20 protein-coding genes are annotated in these 20,199 nt (G+C 39.1%); 13 read left to right on the top strand and 7 right to left on the bottom strand.

Annotated features, from left to right (window positions below; genetic code table 11):
* Positions 1 to 28: 28 nt before the first annotated feature.
* Entirely contained in the window at positions 29 to 790 is a 762-nt protein-coding gene (locus tag PQ460_RS00640; RefSeq protein ID WP_274171412.1) for an AIM24 family protein, read from the bottom strand.
* Between the two features lie 173 nt (positions 791 to 963).
* On the opposite strand from PQ460_RS00640, the gene PQ460_RS00645 reads away from it, so the two are divergent.
* The 5 genes from PQ460_RS00645 to PQ460_RS00665 all read left to right on the top strand — a co-directional run bounded on the left by PQ460_RS00645 (position 964) and on the right by PQ460_RS00665 (position 5,196).
* Positions 964 to 1,305, top strand: a complete 342-nt coding sequence (locus PQ460_RS00645; RefSeq protein WP_274171413.1) for a zinc ribbon domain-containing protein YjdM — start codon at positions 964 to 966, stop codon at positions 1,303 to 1,305.
* Between the two features lie 167 nt (positions 1,306 to 1,472).
* Positions 1,473 to 2,579: a bifunctional transcriptional activator/DNA repair enzyme AdaA gene (locus tag PQ460_RS00650; RefSeq protein WP_274171414.1), complete on the top strand. Its 1,107-nt coding sequence runs from the start codon at positions 1,473 to 1,475 to the stop codon at positions 2,577 to 2,579.
* Positions 2,576 to 3,358, top strand: a complete 783-nt coding sequence (locus PQ460_RS00655) for an isocitrate lyase/PEP mutase family protein (protein WP_273614187.1) — start codon at positions 2,576 to 2,578, stop codon at positions 3,356 to 3,358. The genes PQ460_RS00650 and PQ460_RS00655 overlap by 4 nt, the downstream gene beginning before the upstream one ends.
* A 161-nt stretch (positions 3,359 to 3,519) precedes the next feature.
* A complete protein-coding gene (locus PQ460_RS00660) occupies positions 3,520 to 4,569 on the top strand; it encodes an LLM class flavin-dependent oxidoreductase (RefSeq protein WP_274171415.1) in 1,050 nt (349 codons plus the stop codon).
* A 339-nt stretch (positions 4,570 to 4,908) separates the two neighbouring features.
* Positions 4,909 to 5,196 (top strand): hypothetical protein, encoded by a 288-nt coding sequence (locus PQ460_RS00665; RefSeq protein WP_273616383.1) that lies wholly within the window; start codon positions 4,909 to 4,911, stop codon positions 5,194 to 5,196.
* A gap of 38 nt (positions 5,197 to 5,234) precedes the next feature.
* Here the strand turns inward: PQ460_RS00665 and PQ460_RS00670 are convergent, their stop codons facing one another.
* Positions 5,235 to 6,059, bottom strand: a complete 825-nt coding sequence (locus PQ460_RS00670) for an SEC-C motif-containing protein (protein WP_274171416.1) — start codon at positions 6,057 to 6,059, stop codon at positions 5,235 to 5,237.
* 163 nt (positions 6,060 to 6,222) lie between these two features.
* On the opposite strand from PQ460_RS00670, the gene PQ460_RS00675 reads away from it, so the two are divergent.
* From PQ460_RS00675 to PQ460_RS00685, 3 genes are all read left to right on the top strand, one after another.
* A complete protein-coding gene (locus PQ460_RS00675) occupies positions 6,223 to 6,819 on the top strand; it encodes a TetR/AcrR family transcriptional regulator (protein WP_274171417.1) in 597 nt (198 codons plus the stop codon).
* Between the two features lie 183 nt (positions 6,820 to 7,002).
* Complete coding sequence (locus tag PQ460_RS00680) at positions 7,003 to 7,746, top strand: SDR family oxidoreductase (protein WP_274171418.1); 744 nt, start codon at positions 7,003 to 7,005, stop codon at positions 7,744 to 7,746.
* A gap of 101 nt (positions 7,747 to 7,847) precedes the next feature.
* Entirely contained in the window at positions 7,848 to 8,645 is a 798-nt protein-coding gene (locus tag PQ460_RS00685; protein WP_274171419.1) for a class I SAM-dependent methyltransferase, read from the top strand.
* 112 nt (positions 8,646 to 8,757) lie between these two features.
* On the opposite strand, the gene PQ460_RS00690 is transcribed toward PQ460_RS00685, so the two are convergent.
* Complete coding sequence (locus tag PQ460_RS00690; RefSeq protein WP_274171420.1) at positions 8,758 to 9,642, bottom strand: arylamine N-acetyltransferase family protein; 885 nt, start codon at positions 9,640 to 9,642, stop codon at positions 8,758 to 8,760.
* A 163-nt stretch (positions 9,643 to 9,805) separates the two neighbouring features.
* On the opposite strand from PQ460_RS00690, the gene PQ460_RS00695 reads away from it, so the two are divergent.
* The 3 genes from PQ460_RS00695 to PQ460_RS00705 all read left to right on the top strand — a co-directional run bounded on the left by PQ460_RS00695 (position 9,806) and on the right by PQ460_RS00705 (position 11,894).
* Positions 9,806 to 10,381, top strand: coding sequence for a GNAT family N-acetyltransferase (locus tag PQ460_RS00695; RefSeq protein WP_274171421.1), 576 nt, complete (start codon positions 9,806 to 9,808; stop codon positions 10,379 to 10,381).
* A 9-nt stretch (positions 10,382 to 10,390) separates the two neighbouring features.
* Positions 10,391 to 11,329 carry a helix-turn-helix transcriptional regulator gene (locus PQ460_RS00700; protein ID WP_274171422.1) on the top strand — a complete coding sequence of 313 codons (939 nt, stop codon included), beginning with the start codon at positions 10,391 to 10,393 and terminating at the stop codon, positions 11,327 to 11,329.
* A 64-nt stretch (positions 11,330 to 11,393) separates the two neighbouring features.
* Positions 11,394 to 11,894 carry a GyrI-like domain-containing protein gene (locus PQ460_RS00705; RefSeq protein ID WP_274171423.1) on the top strand — a complete coding sequence of 167 codons (501 nt, stop codon included), beginning with the start codon at positions 11,394 to 11,396 and terminating at the stop codon, positions 11,892 to 11,894.
* A gap of 54 nt (positions 11,895 to 11,948) precedes the next feature.
* Here the strand turns inward: PQ460_RS00705 and PQ460_RS00710 are convergent, their stop codons facing one another.
* Positions 11,949 to 13,469 (bottom strand): sensor domain-containing diguanylate cyclase, encoded by a 1,521-nt coding sequence (locus PQ460_RS00710; protein ID WP_274173004.1) that lies wholly within the window; start codon positions 13,467 to 13,469, stop codon positions 11,949 to 11,951.
* 205 nt (positions 13,470 to 13,674) lie between these two features.
* Positions 13,675 to 14,529 (bottom strand): alpha/beta fold hydrolase, encoded by an 855-nt coding sequence (locus PQ460_RS00715; protein ID WP_274171424.1) that lies wholly within the window; start codon positions 14,527 to 14,529, stop codon positions 13,675 to 13,677.
* 337 nt (positions 14,530 to 14,866) lie between these two features.
* Between PQ460_RS00715 and ypfJ the strand changes: the two genes are divergently transcribed.
* The gene (ypfJ, locus tag PQ460_RS00720) at positions 14,867 to 15,709 is read left to right on the top strand and encodes a KPN_02809 family neutral zinc metallopeptidase (protein WP_274171425.1); all 843 of its coding nucleotides are present in this window, start codon (positions 14,867 to 14,869) and stop codon (positions 15,707 to 15,709) included.
* A 69-nt stretch (positions 15,710 to 15,778) separates the two neighbouring features.
* Here the strand turns inward: ypfJ and PQ460_RS00725 are convergent, their stop codons facing one another.
* Both PQ460_RS00725 and PQ460_RS00730 read right to left on the bottom strand, forming a co-directional pair.
* The gene (locus PQ460_RS00725; RefSeq protein WP_274171426.1) at positions 15,779 to 16,363 is read right to left on the bottom strand and encodes a hypothetical protein; all 585 of its coding nucleotides are present in this window, start codon (positions 16,361 to 16,363) and stop codon (positions 15,779 to 15,781) included.
* A 279-nt stretch (positions 16,364 to 16,642) separates the two neighbouring features.
* Positions 16,643 to 19,225: a winged helix-turn-helix domain-containing protein gene (locus PQ460_RS00730; RefSeq protein WP_274171427.1), complete on the bottom strand. Its 2,583-nt coding sequence runs from the start codon at positions 19,223 to 19,225 to the stop codon at positions 16,643 to 16,645.
* Positions 19,226 to 19,379: 154 nt separating this feature from the next.
* On the opposite strand from PQ460_RS00730, the gene PQ460_RS00735 reads away from it, so the two are divergent.
* The gene (locus PQ460_RS00735; protein ID WP_274173005.1) at positions 19,380 to 20,144 is read left to right on the top strand and encodes a sugar phosphate isomerase/epimerase family protein; all 765 of its coding nucleotides are present in this window, start codon (positions 19,380 to 19,382) and stop codon (positions 20,142 to 20,144) included.
* The last annotated feature ends 55 nt before the right edge of the window (positions 20,145 to 20,199 follow it).

Here is a 20,199-nt window from a genome sequence, read left to right on the forward strand (position 1 = left end):
ACAAGATGTCTGATTAATCTATGATATGTTAATTCGAAGGCGGAGCTAACCAGACAGTTCCTGTACCACGATATACGTTCACTAATCCTTCGCCAGATGCCATAGAACCCATTTTGGTTTTGCCTGATTTCTCGACTGTGAAGTTGAGTGTATTCGACCACATCATCGCAAAGTTACCATCGACTTTTAGCACATCATTTTGCAGTTCAACCACAACAGCTTCTTCAGCAGGAACAGGTGCTTCGAGAGCAATAACGCCTTTACCGCTAGCACTCATATTAAATAATCCTTCACCACCAAGTACAGCAGAAGAGAAGTTACTACGTGCAACAACGCCAATTTTGAGTGTCGTCTCACAAGCCAAAAACAATCCATCGTCCAGAACAATTTCATCGTTATCGACATCAATTAACCAGATGTATTTGTAGGTAGGTTCTAGCAAGATCGTACCTGTTCCGTTATAAAGTGGTTTGATAGAGCCGGTACCTGTTGCTGCTCCACTTAGAAAACCACGCACAGCTCCACCAGCGCCTTTAACGCCTGTTGTCATTTCCATATTACCAACAGTGTACTGCATCGCACCTGCACGCATCATAATTTCGCTATTGTTAATTTCGATCATTAACTGTTTGCGATGCATATTGCTTTTGGACATATAATATTGAGCACTAGCCTCACCTACCGAGGTACAACTAAGGTCTTTGATATATTCCAATACGGTAAAACTACCTAATTTGTCTTTGATCACTGTATTGCTATTATCGGTAAGATTGCTAATAGTAAAAGCCATATGTAACGCCCCCTGTTCATATCGTAAAAAGATATCTTTATTTTAACGAAATATGGAGCAATAAGGAAATCATAGTTGATCTGGAATAAAAATTTGTAGAACTTCCAAGTCTATGGCAAAATATAAGCATAAACAGGTTGTCAAATGAACCGAACGAATGGAGAAATGAAAAGATGTCGAGCTTGCCCAATTGCCCTAAATGTCATTCTGAATATACATATGAAGATGGCGATATGTTAGTCTGCCCGGAATGTGCTTATGAATGGAATCCAAATGCTGAAGAGACTCAAGATAGCGACGAGAAAGTCGTTAAAGATGCCAACGGCAATATTTTACAAGATGGCGATTCGATCACGATTATCAAAGATCTGAAAGTGAAAGGTAGTTCTTCTACCCTCAAAATCGGCACCAAAGTCAAAAATATCCGTCTGGTCGATGGCGATCATGATATCGACTGCAAAATCGACGGCTTTGGCGCGATAAAATTGAAGTCTGAATTTGTGAAAAAGATTTAATGATCCATTCTTTGAATAAGGCTACACGATATTGATATAACGGAGATCAAGCTAAGCATTGTGCTTAGCTTTTTTCGTATAAAAAAATCAATGCCTGAATTTCGGCGATGAACATACAGTCGGAGAATTATAATAAACGTATCCACTTCTTGTAAAGGAGCATCTCTATGATCTCGCCTGAATACCAGCAAGAGTATTACCAAGCATTACTTGAGAAAAAGACAGAATACGAAGGTTTATTTTATGTCGGTGTCAAAACGACAGGCGTATTTTGTCGTCCTACCTGTCCGGCGCGTAAGCCGAAATTTGAAAATTGTGAGTTTTATGCAACCGCGCAAGAAGCTTTGCTCGCTTCTTATCGACCCTGCCAACGTTGTCGTCCATTGTCCCATCCGAATCATGTATCTGATGTTGTACGTATACTGGTGGAAGCGGTAGAAAAAGAACCCGAAAAGCGCTGGCGTGAAGAAGATTTCCGTCAATTGTCAGTAGATGAGTCCACCGCTCGTCGCCAATTTAAAAAGCGCTTTGGCATGACGTTTGTCGAATATGCGCGTGCTCGCCGCATGGGACTAGCGCTCAAACATATCCGTTCCGGGCAAACGGTTATTGATACACAGTTGTCAACAGGATATGAGTCGAGTAGTGGATTTCGAGATGCGTTTGCACGAATTATGGGTGCTGCACCGACATTGCTGACAGAAGATCGGGTGCTTAAAGCTTCCTGGATCGATACGACACTCGGTCCGATGATTGCTGTCTCAAGTGAAGAAGCATTGTATCTATTAGAATTTGTAGATCGTAGAGGATTGGAACGTGAAGTCGAACGATTACGGATAAAAACAAAATCGGCGATTATCCCAGGAATGACTGAACCGATTCGTTTGATCGAGCAAGAATTGAATGCGTATTTTTCAGGAAAGTCTACGACATTTACAACACCGCTACAATTACTAGGTTCCCCTTTTCAACAACAGGTATGGGATCAATTAATGAAGATTCCAGCAGGAGAAACTCGTTCTTATGCTCAGATTGCATCAGCATTAGGGAAGCCGTCTGCTTTTCGTGCGGTTGCTCAAGCCAATGGAGCGAATCAATTAGCGATTGTGATCCCTTGCCACCGTGTGATTAATTCCAATGGAGAATTGGGTGGATATGGCGGTGGGCTTACTCGCAAAACATGGTTATTACAACATGAACGAACTCCACTACAAGCTATTTCATCGTCTACGTCTAACCCTTTAATACATGAACAAGGAGAATATAACTTATGACTACTCAAATTCAGCAAGCACAAGTATTACATGATCTACATGTAAAAGGAAATCCGTTGGTGTTAGTCAATATATGGGATGCAGGTAGTGCAGCGGTTATCGAACGTACAGGTGCCCAAGTGATCGCTACAGGCAGTTGGTCTGTCGCTAGTGCGCATGGTTATGAAGATGGACAAGCATTTCCTTTTACACAGGTGATCGACAATCTCAAACAGATTACGCAAAAAGTACAGTTACCTGTCACGATTGATATAGAAGGTGGATATGGCGATACTCCTGAACAAGTATCTCAATCTGTAAAAATGGTTATCGAAGCTGGAGCAGTCGGCATCAATATTGAAGATCAGATTATCGGTGAACAACGATTATATACGATCGAAGATCAATGTGAACGTATTGTTGCAGCTCGCCAAGCTGCTGACCAGTTAGGTATTCCTTTGTTTATTAATGCGCGTACCGATATTTTTTTACAAGCCGATCCGCTGTCTTCTGCTTCTGTGCAAAAGGAGAATACCGAACAGGCTTTAACACGCGCTATCGCCTATGCTCATGCAGGAGCGAATGGATTTTTTGTACCCGGTTTGAGTGATCCTTCTTCGATTCAAATGTTGTGCACTCATTCTCCATTACCAATCAATATTATGCTTACTACAGATACCCCTTCTGTATCCGAATGTTCTGCATGGGGAGTATCTCGAATAAGTTATGGGCCTTCACCTTATCAGCAAGTGATGAATACGTTGGAAAAAGTAGGTCAGCAAGCTTTAGCCAGTCGTTAATTCCTTAATTATTCTTTTTTTATCTATATTTGTTATAAAAGACTTGATATTCATGTCAAAAAGGTTCAATATAAAGATATTACTTGTAAAGTTAGTAAATAACAAATTTATAGCGATATAGATAAAGAATAATATAGAATAAGAAAGCAGGGAATGTTTCGATGGAAATAGGCATAAGCACCTTTGTAGAAACTTCGCCAGATGCACAAACCGGTGAAGTCATGAGTCATGCACAACGTATTCGTGAAGTGGTTGAAGAGATTGTACTTGCCGATCAAGTAGGATTGGATGTATATGGAGTAGGAGAGCATCATCGAGAAGATTATGCGGCTTCTTCACCAGCAGTTATTCTTGCAGCAGCGGCTTCGCAAACCGAACGTATTCGTTTATCCAGTGCGGTTACCGTACTATCTTCGGCTGATCCGGTACGTGTTTTTCAAGATTTTGCAACATTAGATGGCATTTCAAATGGACGGGCTGAGATTATGGCGGGACGTGGTTCTTTTATCGAATCATTCCCTTTATTCGGCTACGATCTAGATGATTATAATGAATTATTTGATGAGAAATTAGATTTACTTTTGAAAATTAGAGCTTCTGAAAAAGTAAGCTGGCAAGGACAACATCGCGCAGCGATTCAGAATCTAGGAGTCTACCCGCGTCCTGTACAAGAATTATTACCAGTATGGATAGGTAGTGGAGGCAATACAGAGTCTGTGATTCGTGCAGGTATGCTGGGCTTACCATTAGTATTAGCGATTATTGGTGGACAACCGGCTCAATTTGCTCCATTGGTTCAGCTATATTACAAAGCAGCCGCTCATGCCGGGCATGATGCTTCGACACTGTCTGTAGCTTGTCATTCGCATGGCTTTATTGCAGATACGACTGAACTTGCAGTAGAGCAATTTTTCCCTTCGACTCAACAAAGTATGAACAAGCTGGGCAAAGAACGTGGTTGGGGTCCTTATACACGCAATAGTTTTGATGCTGCTCGTAGTGAGCAAGGCGCGCTATATGTTGGCGATCCAGAGACAGTGGCTCGTAAAATTATTAATTTGCGCAAACAAGTCGGTATTACACGATTCTTTTTACATGCACCTGTAGGTACCATGCCACATGATCAGGTGATGCATGGGATTGAATTGTTAGGAAAAGAAGTTGCACCACGGGTACGTGCAGAAGTTGCAGAATGGGAAGCCAATCAATAATAAAGCAATTTCAAACCTTCAAAGTCATAAGCATGATTTCTGTTGCTTATGATCTTGAAGGTTTTTTTGCTAACAAGTAACGGGAATCCATAAATACGTAGCAAAGAATTGGGAAAAAAATCACAAGGTGTTTCTGGGTATCTAGAGCGGTTAATGTTATAATAAGTAGAAGTATGTTATATAAAGAAGTCATAGGGAGTATCTATATTCTATTTCACTTGTAGAAGTATGGTGCTTTCTGTTGAGATAGCTTACAATAACAAGATGTTTGCAATCGAACGAAAGTTATCTATTGCCAAAACACAATATAGGAGTGGTCATTTGAAAAAGCAAAAACCGATGTCAATGGAAGATTTGTTAAAAGATTTGCAAGGGCAAAAAGAAGCACAAGGTGAAGGCTATGTATCTTTGGATATGTTGTTTAACCGCGGATTTATGAGCAAGTATTCGAGTCTGGATAGCTTTGCTGAATTTTTGAAAAAAGGTAATTTCCAAGCAGACACGCTAGAGGACATTCAAAATGTTGAAGGCGAATTGTTTGATCGTCATGTCAATCGTGAGACAAACTTCAGCGATTGGAAATCGATGTTAGACAAAGCCAACGAAGAATATACACATAAGAAATAAGCCTAAAGAGCAACGATATCGATATCGCTGCTCTTTTTTTATTTGCCTGTATACTGAGCCATTTTATTATTGTGATCTTGAAGAGAAAGTTCAAAGTTATCAAGATTACCGATAGCTGTTGTAGCTCCGCCACCATGTTTGGCATACAATACCAACCAGTACATAATCGGATATTGACGGAGTGGGCGACGCTTCGGTCCAATCATTACATCCGCAATGCGTTCATAATCACTCCAACGATCTGCAATATTAGGTGTGATTTTACGATGAGGCTTACCACCGGGAATATATTCGCATATCTTTTCAGGGCGAAGCCGTTCTTTCCATGTTCCATAAAAAGTATGAGAACTTCCATGAGTACGGCAAATAAAAGGACGTACTGGATACACACGACACGTTCCTTTTTCAGCATCCAGTAATGGACAAGCAAAGCTATTACGTGTAGCGTGATGACGGATCGCATTCAATTCGTCGTCAGTGTTGGTAGGATGTGCTAAAGAAGCATACATGGGTGGATTTTCTACTCGAAAAGTCTCCCAGTCTTTAGCCGCTTTGGTAAAAGCATCTTCGATATCAGATGTACTCCAATTGCGCTCCATATAGATCAGCAACAATTCAAATTCTACCTGCGAAATAGGTACATAATCCGAACAACAAGCCCGGCAACCTGCTGAACAAGGAGGCTGTTGTACACTTGTTGCACGGTAATCGTCAATCGTATGATCGATATCTTGATACAATTGATATAGATGAGCAGCCCGGCTATCCGGCTCGGCTGTTTTATGACAATGTTTAAGCTTTTGCCCACTTCCACAAAAGCATAGCTGATTTCGAGAGAATGAGTAAGAGGTTGTATCGGACACGGATGAAGTCACGTCCTTTCCTGTTGCTAACGTGCTGTAGAGCTTTAGACTATTATATCGCTAATTGCTCTGGAAGTTCTATGTTGCTTGAGAATAACAATAAACATGAATTGATATCCCATTATTGCTATGCTATCGTAAAACATATATTGAGGTGAAACAGATGGCATATGATGCACCATTAACAAAAGAACAAATTTTGGATGCTGCAGAGCAAGCGTTACGTCGGTACGGGCCTGAAAAAACATCGGTCGTCGATGTCGCCCGCGCGTTAAAAGTCAGTCATGGCACGATTTATCGCCACTTTGCTAGCAAAGCAGCACTACGAGAATCAGTCACAGAACGTTGGTTACAACAGATTTCAAGCCCTTTACAGCATATCGTTCAAGATGGTGATCATTCTGCAACAGAACGTTTACGTCAATGGTTAGAGACACTGGCACAGACTAAGCGAAAATATGCTGTGGAAGATCCAGAGATGTTCCAAATGTATACAGCGGTTACGATGGAAGCTTTGCCTTCTATAGTGAATCATGTTGATCTGTTAGTGGAGCAAGTATCTCTTATTATTCAGCAAGGGATAAAAGATAACGAATTTAAGCAGGGTCAACCTGAGCAGATAGCCCGAACATTAATAATAGCGACTTCTTATTTTCATCATCCTGCTCATGCTTATCAATGGACAGATCCGGCAATCGATCAACAATTTGAACAGGTCTGGCATATGGTTTTAGCCAGTATTCAAGCTCATTCATCATAGACGTATCAGTCCCAAAACACATTTTCTGCATCACAGAGAGTGTGTTTTTTTGCTATGTATGTAATCAATAAAATAGCGATAATGACAAATATCAAAAATTGTCACTTGATTATTTGAAAGGAGTTATTTATAATCAACACATCAAATATATAGATCGTACAGTATACAGAGGAGGTTTATGTTATGGAAACAATATTAGCAGGTAAAGTGGCTTTAGTTACAGGAGCATCCCGAGGAATCGGTCGTGAGATTGCACAACAATTAGCTGCTCATGGCGCTAAAGTGATTGTGAATTATACCAGTAGCCCTGACAAAGCAGCAGAAGTGGTGGAAGCGATCAAGCAAGCAGGCGGTGAAGCTACAGCTGTTCAAGCCGATATCAGTCAACTTACTGAACTCGAACAATTATTTCAGATTACTTTATCGACATATGGCAAATTAAATATTCTGGTCAACAATGCAGGTGTAATGAAAACACAATCGATCACAGAAGTAACTGAAGAGGACTTTGAGCAACAGTTTGGGATCAATGTCAAAGGAACATTTTTTGCGTGTCAGCAAGCGGCTCTACATATGGAGCCTAACGGTCGTATTATTAACTTTTCAACATCGGTTGTAGGTCAGATGTTCCCTGGTTATAGCGTCTATGCAGGAACCAAAGGTGCAGTCGAGCAATTCACCCGTCAACTCGCCAAAGAATTTGGTAAAAAAGGAATTACGATCAATGCAGTAGCTCCGGGTCCTGTGAATACCGAATTGTTCACAGTAGGCAAAACCGAGCAACAGATCGAAGGGCTTCGTAATATGAGTTCATTTGGACGCTTGGGTGAACCGGATGATATTGCAGGTGTTGTATTATTTCTAGCAAGTGAATCTTCCAAATGGGTGACAGGTCAGACGTTACGTGCCAATGGTGGATTTATCTAATCGCTATAAAAAACGATAAAAATAACTACATTCCTTCATAAGATGGTACGATAGATAAAATAATATTTTTGCGCGTTACGCTATCTATGGAGGTTTTTTTTATGGAATCATCACAACAGAACAAAAATGCTTGGAACAACGGCACCTATCAATCATGGGTGAATCGCTTTGGTACACCAGAAGAAGCGGCTGAGAAAATTAAACAAGATCCGCAAAAACGAATCGGTACTGCTTTTAAACATATGGAAGAACATATACAGGGCAAAAAAATCATCAATTTACTTGGTTCTAATGGTAACAAAGCAGTTGCATTAGCTTTGCTCGGGGCTGAACTGACGATCGTGGATTTCTCTGCTGAAAATGAACAGTATGCTCAAGATTTAGCACGTGCCGCAGGAGTGTCTTTGCAGTATATCGTGTCTGATGTGCTTCAACTGCCTTTACAGGAACTGGCTAATCAATATGATATCGTATTTATGGAATTTGGCATTTTGCATTATTTTACCGATCTACAGCCATTATTCCATGTAGTATCTAGCTTACTTGCGCCAGGTGGTCAATTGATATTACAAGATTTCCACCCGATCTCGACCAAGCTGATTACTTCTAAAGGTACAACAGCTAATATTCGCAAGCATAAAGTCACAGGCGATTACTTTGATACTTCATTAACAGAAAAAGCCGTCTCTTATTCTAAATATGCTGAATCCGATCAACAGATCAAAGACGAGCAAAAAGTATATTTACGTCAGTGGACAATCGGTGAGATTGTTACTGCTGTGGCTACATCGGGTCTGATGATCAAAGTACTGGAAGAATTGCCGAATCAATCTTCAGAAGTGTTTGATAAAGGGATTCCCAAAACATTTACTATCGTTGCACAGCAGTTACATGTGTAATCCAGCTTGATATTCAATATAATCAGCAAAGCCACTCCTGCGTAGGAGTGGCTTTTTAGCATTTTACATGTAGGATACTTGAAATTATAAGATACACAGGTGCAATACGTGATTATAAATGTGGATGATTGGACAATGATTGGGTCTGTTTCCATACCTCATGAGCTTGCTGTACACGATGCCAGAACTCATCTTTTTCTAAAGTGGTGTATGGAACAAAAGATTCGCCAAATATATCATGTAACACATTCAACCATTCTTGTTTGTTTACGATTTCGGTATACTGAACACCGCTAGCATTGATCGTTTTGAGCACACATCCACGTAATTCATGACTGGCGGATTGATCTCGTTGACGCAAAAGAAAGACATCAAACCATGGTGACTGCGGAGAACGGCTATAAAATTCATGATTATTTTGAAAAGGTTGGAGATCAGTGACCACCTGATGATCGATATCAACACCGATAATAGAAGCATAAGCATCATGTTCTAACCGCCATCCTTTGGGATCAATACTTGAAGATGTTACTGCATATTGAAAAGGCGATTGAGTATAAGTCCCTTTTATTAAAGGCATCGGCGTATAAGGCATATCGCCAAGACCCACATCAATAATCCATGGTTGCGATATTCCTTCATGATCCAGATGAACCGTTAATCCTAAATGAAACGAATTGATACGCGGTTCTGTACCCAAAGGCTGTACACCTGCTCGATGCCAGAACACTTGATAACCTAAAGAACGTAGCAAAGTGCTAAACGCTCCATTCAGATGAAAACAATAACCGCTACGCCCGCTTAAAAGCAGTGCAATAGATTGCTGTATATCGATACCAGTCGGATGCCCTGCAAAAATATCGACCGTCTGCCATGAAAAGCGGCGGACATGAGCTTGATGCAATTGAACTAAATAATCTAGAGTAGGGGGCTGAATCTCTTCGACTCCCAGTTGTTGGAGATAGGTTTGAATTTCTGTTGTAGATAATGTGTACATGGATACGCACCTCGATTATATTAAAGGTATGATGATAAGATTAGGATAAGTAGTATGATATGTAGTATACGAGAATAATGTAGGATGGGTACTTTCCAAATCAGCCAACTGTAACGGTACAGATAGAAGTGTGGCACCATACATAATCTAAAGGAGTACAACAATGAGCGATTTATTTATGTTTGAGCAATTTCCACAGTTAGAGACTCCACGTTTTGTATTAAGACAAGCACAACTCACAGATGCAAATGATCTATATCAATTGTATGCAGATCAAGCCGTTGTACAATATATGTCGTTTACTCCGTTCACTTCGGTGGAAGAAGCGCTAGATGAGATGAAATGGTATGAGCGTATTTTTGCCGAACAATCTGGATTACGCTGGATGATCGAAGATCGCGAGACAGGCAAAGTGATAGGCACATGTGGATTTCTAGCTTATGAGCAAGAACATCATCGAACAGAATTAGGATATGATCTATCTTCTGCATACTGGGGCAAAGGCATTATGAAAGAAGTGGCTTTATGTATTATTCAGTTTGGATTTGAGCAGATGAAATTGAATAAGATTGAAGCCAAAATCGAGCCAGCCAATCAATCTTCGATTCGTCTAATAGAAAAGTTGGGATTTGTACAAGAAGGTCTACTAAGACAACATGAATATGAAAAAGAAATGTATGTGGATCTTGCGATTTTTGCTCTATTGCAAAGTGAGTATACAGCAGAGAGCATAAGCTAAGGAGACATTATGAAAATAGATCGATTACTTGCGATCACTGTATTGTTATTGAATCGCCAACGGATCAGTGCCAAAGAATTGGCGACACGCTTTGAAGTATCGACCAAAACGATTTATCGAGATATTGATACTCTCAGTCAGGCAGGTATTCCGATTGTCGCTCATCAAGGCACCACCGGCGGATTTGAGATTATGGAGCAGTACACGATTGCCCGTCAGTTTTTGACACTAAGTGAGATTGATGCGATGATCTCGGCGGTAAAAGGGATGACGACTGTATTCAATGATCAGATGTTTGCGACATTACTGGATAAAGTACAAGCGCTACTTCGTCCACATGATCGAATGCAGACTACGATACAAAGTGCAGGTATTGTATTTGATTTTAACCCCTGGGGACAGAATCCAGCGACACGCGATAAAGTGAATCTACTACGTGAAGCGATCACCAATACCTATCAGGTGAATTTACATTATCTCAATACTAACGGCGTTGAAAGTGAACGAGCTGTAGAACCGTCTGCTTTGATTTTGAAAGGATATGTCTGGTATCTACACGCGTATTGCACATTACGGGAAGATTTTCGGTTGTTCCGGTTGTCTCGTATTCTGGAATTAGAATGTACTTCGCATACATTTGAGCGGCGTGATATTCCAGATTGGGATCAATATCAATGGAATAGTGGAACGAATGAAGAACAGCGACAGGACGTAAGATTACGATTCAGCCCGCAAGTCCGCCATCGTTTAAGCGATATATTTGACCCTGCTTGGATCACTGTGCAAACGGATGGAGATATTGATGTGCAAGGTTCTTTTATTATAGATGATTGGTTTTATAGTATGGTGCTGGGCTTTGGAGATCAGGTGCAAATACAATCGCCGCCGACCCTTATTCCAGAATTAATACAGCGTGCGCAAAAAATAATCGACCGTTATTCTAACTAGACAGACAGTTGTCTATATTCCTTCTGTATACTTTGAACAAAAGAATAGAAAGAGGGATGATAATATGACTACTGTAGCGACAACGACGATTGTACAGTTACCTGCTTTTGTAATACATGGTATCGGGACAAGAACAACCAATGCAGACGAATTAGGAGTTACCAATGCACGTTTACCACAGTTGTGGGCATCTTATCTGCATTACAAAGGTCAACATCCTGATCTATCTTCTAGTGATGCTCCAACCTATGCACTGTATACCGATTACGAAAGTGATGCGACCGGAGCATATACGGTAGTGATCGGACAGCAAGCAGAAGATCCTTCTCATACTTCAGGATCAAGGCAGAGACAATTAGAGATCACTGTGCCAGCCAGTCGTTATATGGTATTTACTACACCGAAAGGACCTGTATTTGAGACTGTTGCTCAGACATGGGGCATGATCTGGAATTATTTCGAGGATGCTTCGGAAGTGCGAACATATACAGGTGATTTTGAAGTGTATGAATCGACGGCTAATCCTGAACAATCAGAAGTGAAGATTTATATTGCGATTCAATAAGACTGCTTCTATAAAAAAACCGTCTATACCACAATCAGGTGATATAGACGGTTTTTATATTTTTAATTTACGTTGACGTTTGCTACGATACATGGCTTTGTCTGCATGATTGAGCAGTGTATCGACATCGGTACCGTCTTGTGGGTAGATACTAGCACCACAACTCATCGGAATCGAAAGTGTGTCATTACCATATGCCAGTTCCGCTTGAGCGAATACAGTATTCAATTGATTCACAATCTTCTGGACTTGAATCTGATGTTCGACAGGATGAATAAATAATACAAATTCATCGCCTCCAAGACGTGCCGCCATACCGGTAGAACCTACTAATTGTTGAATAAGCTTGGCGGTATGTTGAAGCATCTCATCCCCTGCTTGATGCCCGTACCGATCATTGGTTTCTTTGAAATAATCCAGATCAATCAGAATAATGGCAAGTTGCTCTTGATGTTGCTCGGCTTGTACAATCGACTTCTCTAATTCTTGATAAAAGTAACGACGATTCGGCAATTCTGTTAAAGAATCATGATAAGCGAGAAAAGCAATCTGACGTTGTTGTTCTTTTTTGACTGTAATATCACGCATAATAAGAATAACATGATCTTCATGCTCTACGAATACATAGTCGCCTTTGACCAGAATATCGATCCATTGTTCACCATTCCACACTTTGGTTTCCATATCAATAATGCCTTGATGCCTTTGTAATTTAGAAGCCAGGTCTTCACTGGCTAGTGTATGCAAATTCGTATCATCCAAATCAACAAAAGAAAATAATTGTCTGGCACTGGGATTCGCTTCTTTAATCGTTCCTGATACATTAGCTAACAGGATCGCCGCTGGATTCATATCAAACAATTTTTTGTAACGATGATGATCAAAGTTGAGAAAATCATATTTTTTCATAGCGACTTGTAACGTAAAGCACCAGATTAATCCACCATACAAATACGGATAAGGCGGCAAAGATTCACCAAAATGAAAATAACCAAAAAAAGCGATCCAGCTTAAAGAAATACTCATACCCCGGCGCAATATACGATAGATGGCTTGGTGTTCAGATGAGCGATTCAAAGCTTGATGACGGGAAAGAAAGATTAGTGAAGCAACACTGATTAGAATACTTACAGTAAGAGCGGCATAATAAGAAGTATTATATACAGGCACTTTCCACATGCCCGCCATGACGAATTGTTGTGAAGAAATAAATTTTGAGTTATTCATAATGCCTACCGGAATAATCAGGAGAGGAAGATAAAATATATACGGATACAACCATTTGGGCATTTTGCGATAAGCTCCGGATAGCTTGATAATAAAATGAAAACTCAAACTCGGTAACACAATACCTACATTAGCGAACCACAAAGAAGACAGAGTAGAACTATATTCAAGCGGTAATTGGTAGCGAACATACTCTTCTAAAAAAAGTAAAAAATAACAACCAATCGCGATACTTACCAGACGATGTTCTACTTTTTTGGGATTGCGTAATAACACATTAATCCCCATATAGAAAAAGAAGAGCATCGGTAAAACATAAAGAGCTATCGGAATTAGTGACTCCAGCACATTCAAGCGTATACTTCTCCTTTCCCATAGATTACATACTTAGCCTTTCGTGCATGCTCCCTATACATATCTATTATTGCGTTACTATGGAATAACAGATACTACGTATAATATCGTCATTATTTCGTAAAAAATAAGCATAAAAAAAGCTGACGATCACAACTTGGGATCGCCAGCTTTAATCTTCATCAGATGATAGGAAATATTATAGATTACGGCTTGCTGCTCTTGGTGTATGGTTATCACGAGACATTTGGTTAAGGAATAATAGTAACTCTGAATTAAACTTCTCTTGCTCGTCGAACATCATAGCATGACCGCTATGTTCAAATTCAACAAGACGAGAACCAGCGATACTTTGTTGTGTTAATTCAGCTAATTGAGGATCACAGATTTTATCTTTTTGACCCTGGAAAATGACTGTCGGTACATTAATATGTGGCAAGTCTCCACGCAAATCTTCATCACGTAATGATTCTGCTGCTTTGATTGTACCGTGATTAGAAGCTTGGAAGCACAATGATTCTAACCATACCATCATAGCTGCTTTGGACTTCGTATGCGTAAATTTAAGACCGAATTGAGATAGCATTTTTGGACGATCTTCATACGTAGGAATAATTAATTGTTCATTAAGGTCTTCCTTCGTGATGTTATATTCAAAATCAGGACGCTGTGTAAAGACTGGTGTTGCAGAACCCATCAATGCAAGATGAGAGATACCTTTACCTTGATGACGAGCCATATACCGAGAAGCCACTGCTCCACCCATTGAGAAGCCAATCAAAGCTGCATTTTCGATATCAAGCTCGTCGATAACCGCTTTCAAATCATCTGCCATACGGTCAAATGAATAGCTTTCCCACGGTGCATCTGATTTACCGAATCCACGGAAGTCGATCCCGATACAACGGTAGCCTTCTTTAGGTAGGATAGAGTATTGATATTCAAACATAAGGTTGTTTGCTGGCCATCCGTGTAAGAAAATAACCGGAATCCCTTCACCAATATCTTCTACATAAATCTTTACATTGTCTTCTACTTGTACGTAACGTCCCATTCTTGTCGCCTCCTGATGTTTGTTATTATAGTGTGTGATCATGCTATTTTGATAAATGATACAACCGTATATATTCGTATCATGATTATCGATGTAGTTGATTGATACTATATTAAACATATTTACTAAAGAAAAAACCTTATATTAAAAAATTAACTTAATTACATGAAATAGATTTTCAATAATTTGTCGTTATGATAGAACTATGTAGATAGGTAAAAAATGAAATAAATGGATTGAGATAGAACGTAAATGGGATGTTACAATTCTTTTGGGGTATATCACTAATACATACGTAAAAGAAATCGGTTTGGATCAGTCATTAGGGGGCAGAAAGATGAAGTTACAGGGTAGACGAACAAGTTCCAACGTAGAAGATCGCAGAGGTAAAGGTGGCAAAACGATTATAGGTGGCGGAATTGGCGGTATTATTATTATTTTGATTGTAACGTTGTTAGGAGGCAACCCTAGTGAATTATTGAACGGGACAACATCCACAACGACTGAATCCTCTGCACCTTATCAAGCAACCGCAGAAGAACAAGAGTTAGTGAATATGGTATCTGTAGTATTAGCCAGTACAGAAGATGTCTGGACAGCTCAATTTGAAAAGCAAGGATTAACCTATACTAAGCCTACACTGGTACTGTATAACGATCGTGTTGATTCTGCTTGTGGTACAGCTAGTTCTGCGGTAGGACCTTTTTATTGTCCGGGTGATCAGAAATTATATATTGATCTGAGTTTTTATGATGAGCTTCAACAGAAATTCAAAGCCCCGGGTGATTTTGCGATGGCTTATGTAATTGCCCATGAAGTAGGTCATCATGTACAGACATTGCTTGGAACGATGGATAAGATTCAATCTGCCCGTCAAAATATGAGCGAAACGCAATATAACAAAATGCAGGTTAAATTAGAGTTACAAGCCGATTATCTAGCAGGTGTCTGGGCTCATGATGCACAAGGAACCAATCTGTTAGAAGAAGGCGATTTGCAAGAAGCATTAACCGCCGCAAGTGCTGTCGGTGATGATACTCTTCAGAAGCAAGGACAAGGGTATGTCGTGCCGGATAGCTTTACACATGGTACGTCAGAACAACGTCAACGCTGGTTTTATAAAGGATTTGAATCTGGAACGATTGCCGGTGGAGATACATTTAACGCGAGCAGTCTATAAGACATCACAAAGCCCGATACGATCTTCTCTTTATAAGCATAAGAGAAGCCGTATCGGGCTTATTTTAATTTATCGGGCATGTCGTTTACTTTGTAATCCTCTAGCATAAGTATAGAGTTGGTTAAAAGGAACACGATATTCTTCTACAATACCTTGAGGAGTCAATAAAGTAGAAGTAGGCTTGGCGAATTTGGAACATAACCTTTTTAATTTGGGATCAGCAGCAATCCAGAAGCGCACTTCTTTGACTCCTCTTCTGGATTGATCAATATGTCGAACCAGATGTTGAAGACCTTGAGCAAATAGTCTGGTTTTGCGATAAGGAGCACTCAAAATCACAGATTGAATCTGGATCACTTCAGTATTGTAATAAGCATACTCTTCTGTTCCATACAGATAACTCCAAGCCCCGATCACTTCATCATGTTGATCCAGAGCGATAAAACATTCTTCTTCTAAAAGAATAGGAGCAGACGTAAAGCCAAGTGTTAATAAAAAAGTATTAGGCACATGAAGTGGAACATAATTTTCTAATACAAATGTCATATGTTGTTCTTGATACACCGCATTGGAACAAGCTTGTATACGATAATTCATCATTAACAACTCCTTTTGGTTAAACGGTACATCGATATCAACCATCTTTTTGATCATTTATTATCTGTAAAAAAAAAGACCTCGATAATATCTGCCGAATCGAGGTCTACAAAAATATGATTGGAGGAAACCGTTCGGATAGGTAAGATCACAGAGAAAAATCGAATGATAGCAGAAGATTTTCTATTTGATGTCATTTATTCTCCCATGATCTGGGTTGTTTTTATTGTAGCAAATCCAAGCCGTACGCATCTATTAACTAAAGTTAACTTGAATACATTTTTATTACAAATGAGATACTTTTTTTAATAAAAAATATAATGTTCAACCCTTTATTTATAGACCGGAAAGCAGTTCTAATTCTTGCGATTTGAGTAATGCTTGAACACGAGAAGTCACGCCCAGTTTATTATAAATGCGATTGATATACACTTTGATCGTACCGATCGTGAGCCCCAATTGATCAGCAATTTGTTGGTTGGAATGACCTTGACGAATCAATTTGAGCACGTCTAATTCTTTAGGTGTTAACGCTTCAGTAAGATGATTGTCTGACAATAATAGAGGCGTTTTGCCTTCTGCTTCTAATATATTTAGTAATTTAGTTATATATTTAAGCATCTGAGGATGGTTAACGATATGTTTTTTATGACTTAATTTTTGTAGCAAAATATAGATAACCATTCCTTCATCTACAAATGTTCGTACATAATCAAACGGCATGACTAATTCAATCGCTTGTTGGAGCAATAAAATAGCCGTATCTACTTGTCCTTTGCGATAAGTACAGATCGATTGAAGAACAATAACAGAACACTCAATATTGGTCGAATGCTCATTTTCTGCAAAAAAGCGAATAGAAGCTAAAATTTCCAGAGCTGTATTATAGTCTTTATTAGCTATCAGTGCACGAGATAATATCATAAATGCAAGCGATTGATCTAAAGATATACGTTGCTTGCTAGTAATTGAGATTGAATCTAATACATGGATAGATTTCTCGATATGACCTTCTAAAAGATCGATCCATGCGATAAAAGCATATAGATGTTTGCGCCAGTTATGATATTGAGGATCTTCCAGCAGTTGTAATGTATTTTCGAGAATAGTACGTGCTGTAATATACTGTTTTTCTTTCAACTTTAATTTGACTGTCATTAAGCGGAAAGGAACAAGCAATCCTGGAACGATGCGATAGTTATCGTTTTTCGATATTTTTTGAATCCAATAGATACAAGTATTGAGATCGTTACGTTCATAAGATCCTTCAACAACAGCTTGCATAACATACTGTACCAATAACGAATTTTCTCCATGTTGCTGATGCAAGATACGGATCATTTCTGCACTGACATGAGCTGTCTCCTGACTTAGAAGCCCTTTTAAGCCAAAAGCTGTATTTCTAACAAACGGTTCGTTTTTATTATAATTAAAGTGGAAAAAGACCGAGTTTTGAGGGATTTGCTGTTGAATAGAATGCATAAAAGCAAACCATTCATCAAAGTCTCGAGATGCAAATAAAATATTAGTTTTAACCAAAAATAAAATGCCTAAATAATTAGAATATTTGTCAGAAGAAGATAATGCTTGAATACGTTGCTCACATCGCTTTAGTAATTCAATCGATTCTTCAAAACGATCTACAATTCCTAAAATAAACGCTTGAATCAGACAGAGTGCTATTGTAAATTCATAATCAGCAGGGAATAGCTGGAACCAGTGCAGTAACGTATCCAGTTCACCTTTGCTTAGCCATTCTTCTACATGATTATCGATTAATTGGGCTGCTTGTTCATAGTTGTGGGCGATCAAAGAATGATCGATTGCTTCTTCGATCCATTGTCGCTCGATATAGATTTGGCTCGCTTTCTGATGCCCGCTGATCCATCGTGTATGTGACGATTGACGTAATACATTTTGGACAAATTCTGCAAATAAATGATGATATCGATACCATTCGCCATCTTCATCCAGTGGAATTAGAAATAGAGTGAGCTGTTGTAGACGATGTAATTTGAACTGACTGTCTTGCAGACCAGTGAGCTCATCACATAACTCTGCATTCATACGCTTCAAAATAGACGTTTGTAATAAAAAAGATTGCAGTTCTTCATCAAAACCGCTCCATACTTCATAAAATAAATAATCTGCTATACTGCGATGCTTGCCATTAAAATCTAAAGTAAAACGGTATTGTCCTTCATCTTGTTGAAATGAAATTAAAGCCAGTTGAATCCCTGCAATCCAGCCTTCGGTTTGTTGAACAAGCTTATGGATAATCTCAGCAGGTAGCGAATAACCTATCGTATGCTGACAAAGTAAAGCAACTTCTTCTTCTGAAAAAGCCATTTCACCGGCGGCGATAATATTTAATTGTTGTCGAACTAACCATTTTCCAATATGTACAAATGGAAGTGTTTGGCGAGACGAAATATAGAGATGAATATGTGGTGGTAAATAATCGATCAGATAACACAATCCTTTGTGAATATCAGAACTTGCTATAAATTGATAATCATCCAGTATCATAGCAAGTGGTGCTTTTAATTGGTCTAATTCATGAATAAACATATCGATAAAAGACGTGATACTACTCATAGAAGAGTTAGACAGCAGAGGTAATAATCGCTCTTCTAGATCAGGAATCATATAACAAGATAAAGAATAGATCATATAGCGCCAGAATCGACGAGGATCATTATCACGTTCGTCTAGGGAAAGCCATGCGTACGGTTGCTTTTTTTCATATAACCATTGCCCTAGTAAGGTGGTTTTGCCACTTCCTGCCGGTGCATAGATCATATTTATTCTAAAATTCATGCCTTGTTCTACACGATGAATCCACTCTGGACGGTCAATCGTGTAGTTACGAATCATCGGTTTAGAAACTTTCGTTTTTAGAAGTATCGAACTTTCCATAGATTCCGTCCTGTCTCCCTGGCTAATTATATTCGTATTTTACAAATACACATATAATTACGCATCAAGGTTTATTTCATATATTGTAATATATAGATACATAGAAAACGATAGAATAGATAGAGTGAAAAAAGGAGAGAGTACTGTGAATAATATGCGACTAAAAGGAAGCTTAGATCGATCAAGTCTAGATAACCGACTTGCGTATAACCCTGAGATTATCGAATTTTATTTGAGTGCGACAGATATGCAACAACCCGACTTGATTGTTGCTCGAATACGTGAGTTGAAAAATAGAGGAGTTACAGTATATTTACACCATCCATCCCGATATCAAAATACATTTTTAGATATTATGAGTACAAATATCGAGCTGCGCCGATTTTATCATGAATCAACACGCCAATTGGTTCAAATTTGTAAAGCAGAAGGTGCAAAGTGTGTGTTACATGCACATTATGTACGTAGTGAAAATGCAGAAGTTTCACGTGAACGTACAATCGCATTGCGAGAAGAAATTGCTGCTATTTTAGAATATGGACGTGAACAGATTGTCTGGGAAGATTCAACAGAAGGGCTATTTTGTTATTCCAATCCATACTTAATAGATGATCTTATTATTCCGTTAGCTTTGCCGTTGAATGTTGATGTAAGTCATACCTTTATCGCTTTTCGAGGAGATAATCAGAAATTACGCGATGTGCTTGAACGTACCGCTCCATATGCGGTCTATTATCATCTGGTGGATAGTATGGGACAAGTTCATGATTCTTTGCCACTGGGTGAAGGTCTGATCGATTGGCAGATGGTAAAGCCTTTTGTAAAAGGCAAAGATTATATTTTTGAGATTAATCTAGTAGGCGATCACAGCGATTGTACACCGATGGTCGAGAGTGCAAAATATTTTACAGCTCTATAAGTATAATTATAAAAATTAGCAATAAGATCTTGTCCTATGACAAGGTCTTATTGCT

The organism is Paenibacillus sp. KACC 21273 (assembly GCF_028736095.1).
Taxonomy (GTDB): Bacteria; Bacillota; Bacilli; order Paenibacillales; family Paenibacillaceae; genus Saccharibacillus; species Saccharibacillus kyungheensis.

Coding starts and splice junctions, on each gene's coding strand:
- PQ460_RS00640 (WP_274171412.1), bottom strand. CDS start 790: ATGGCTTTTACTATTAGCAATCTTACCGATAATAGCAATACAGTGATC.
- PQ460_RS00645 (WP_274171413.1), top strand. CDS start 964: ATGTCGAGCTTGCCCAATTGCCCTAAATGTCATTCTGAATATACATAT.
- PQ460_RS00650 (WP_274171414.1), top strand. CDS start 1,473: ATGATCTCGCCTGAATACCAGCAAGAGTATTACCAAGCATTACTTGAG.
- PQ460_RS00655 (WP_273614187.1), top strand. CDS start 2,576: ATGACTACTCAAATTCAGCAAGCACAAGTATTACATGATCTACATGTA.
- PQ460_RS00660 (WP_274171415.1), top strand. CDS start 3,520: ATGGAAATAGGCATAAGCACCTTTGTAGAAACTTCGCCAGATGCACAA.
- PQ460_RS00665 (WP_273616383.1), top strand. CDS start 4,909: ATGTCAATGGAAGATTTGTTAAAAGATTTGCAAGGGCAAAAAGAAGCA.
- PQ460_RS00675 (WP_274171417.1), top strand. CDS start 6,223: ATGGCATATGATGCACCATTAACAAAAGAACAAATTTTGGATGCTGCA.
- PQ460_RS00680 (WP_274171418.1), top strand. CDS start 7,003: ATGGAAACAATATTAGCAGGTAAAGTGGCTTTAGTTACAGGAGCATCC.
- PQ460_RS00685 (WP_274171419.1), top strand. CDS start 7,848: ATGGAATCATCACAACAGAACAAAAATGCTTGGAACAACGGCACCTAT.
- PQ460_RS00690 (WP_274171420.1), bottom strand. CDS start 9,642: ATGTACACATTATCTACAACAGAAATTCAAACCTATCTCCAACAACTG.
- PQ460_RS00695 (WP_274171421.1), top strand. CDS start 9,806: ATGAGCGATTTATTTATGTTTGAGCAATTTCCACAGTTAGAGACTCCA.
- PQ460_RS00700 (WP_274171422.1), top strand. CDS start 10,391: ATGAAAATAGATCGATTACTTGCGATCACTGTATTGTTATTGAATCGC.
- PQ460_RS00705 (WP_274171423.1), top strand. CDS start 11,394: ATGACTACTGTAGCGACAACGACGATTGTACAGTTACCTGCTTTTGTA.
- PQ460_RS00715 (WP_274171424.1), bottom strand. CDS start 14,529: ATGGGACGTTACGTACAAGTAGAAGACAATGTAAAGATTTATGTAGAA.
- ypfJ (WP_274171425.1), top strand. CDS start 14,867: ATGAAGTTACAGGGTAGACGAACAAGTTCCAACGTAGAAGATCGCAGA.
- PQ460_RS00725 (WP_274171426.1), bottom strand. CDS start 16,363: ATGATCAAAAAGATGGTTGATATCGATGTACCGTTTAACCAAAAGGAG.
- PQ460_RS00730 (WP_274171427.1), bottom strand. CDS start 19,225: ATGGAAAGTTCGATACTTCTAAAAACGAAAGTTTCTAAACCGATGATT.
- PQ460_RS00735 (WP_274173005.1), top strand. CDS start 19,380: ATGCGACTAAAAGGAAGCTTAGATCGATCAAGTCTAGATAACCGACTT.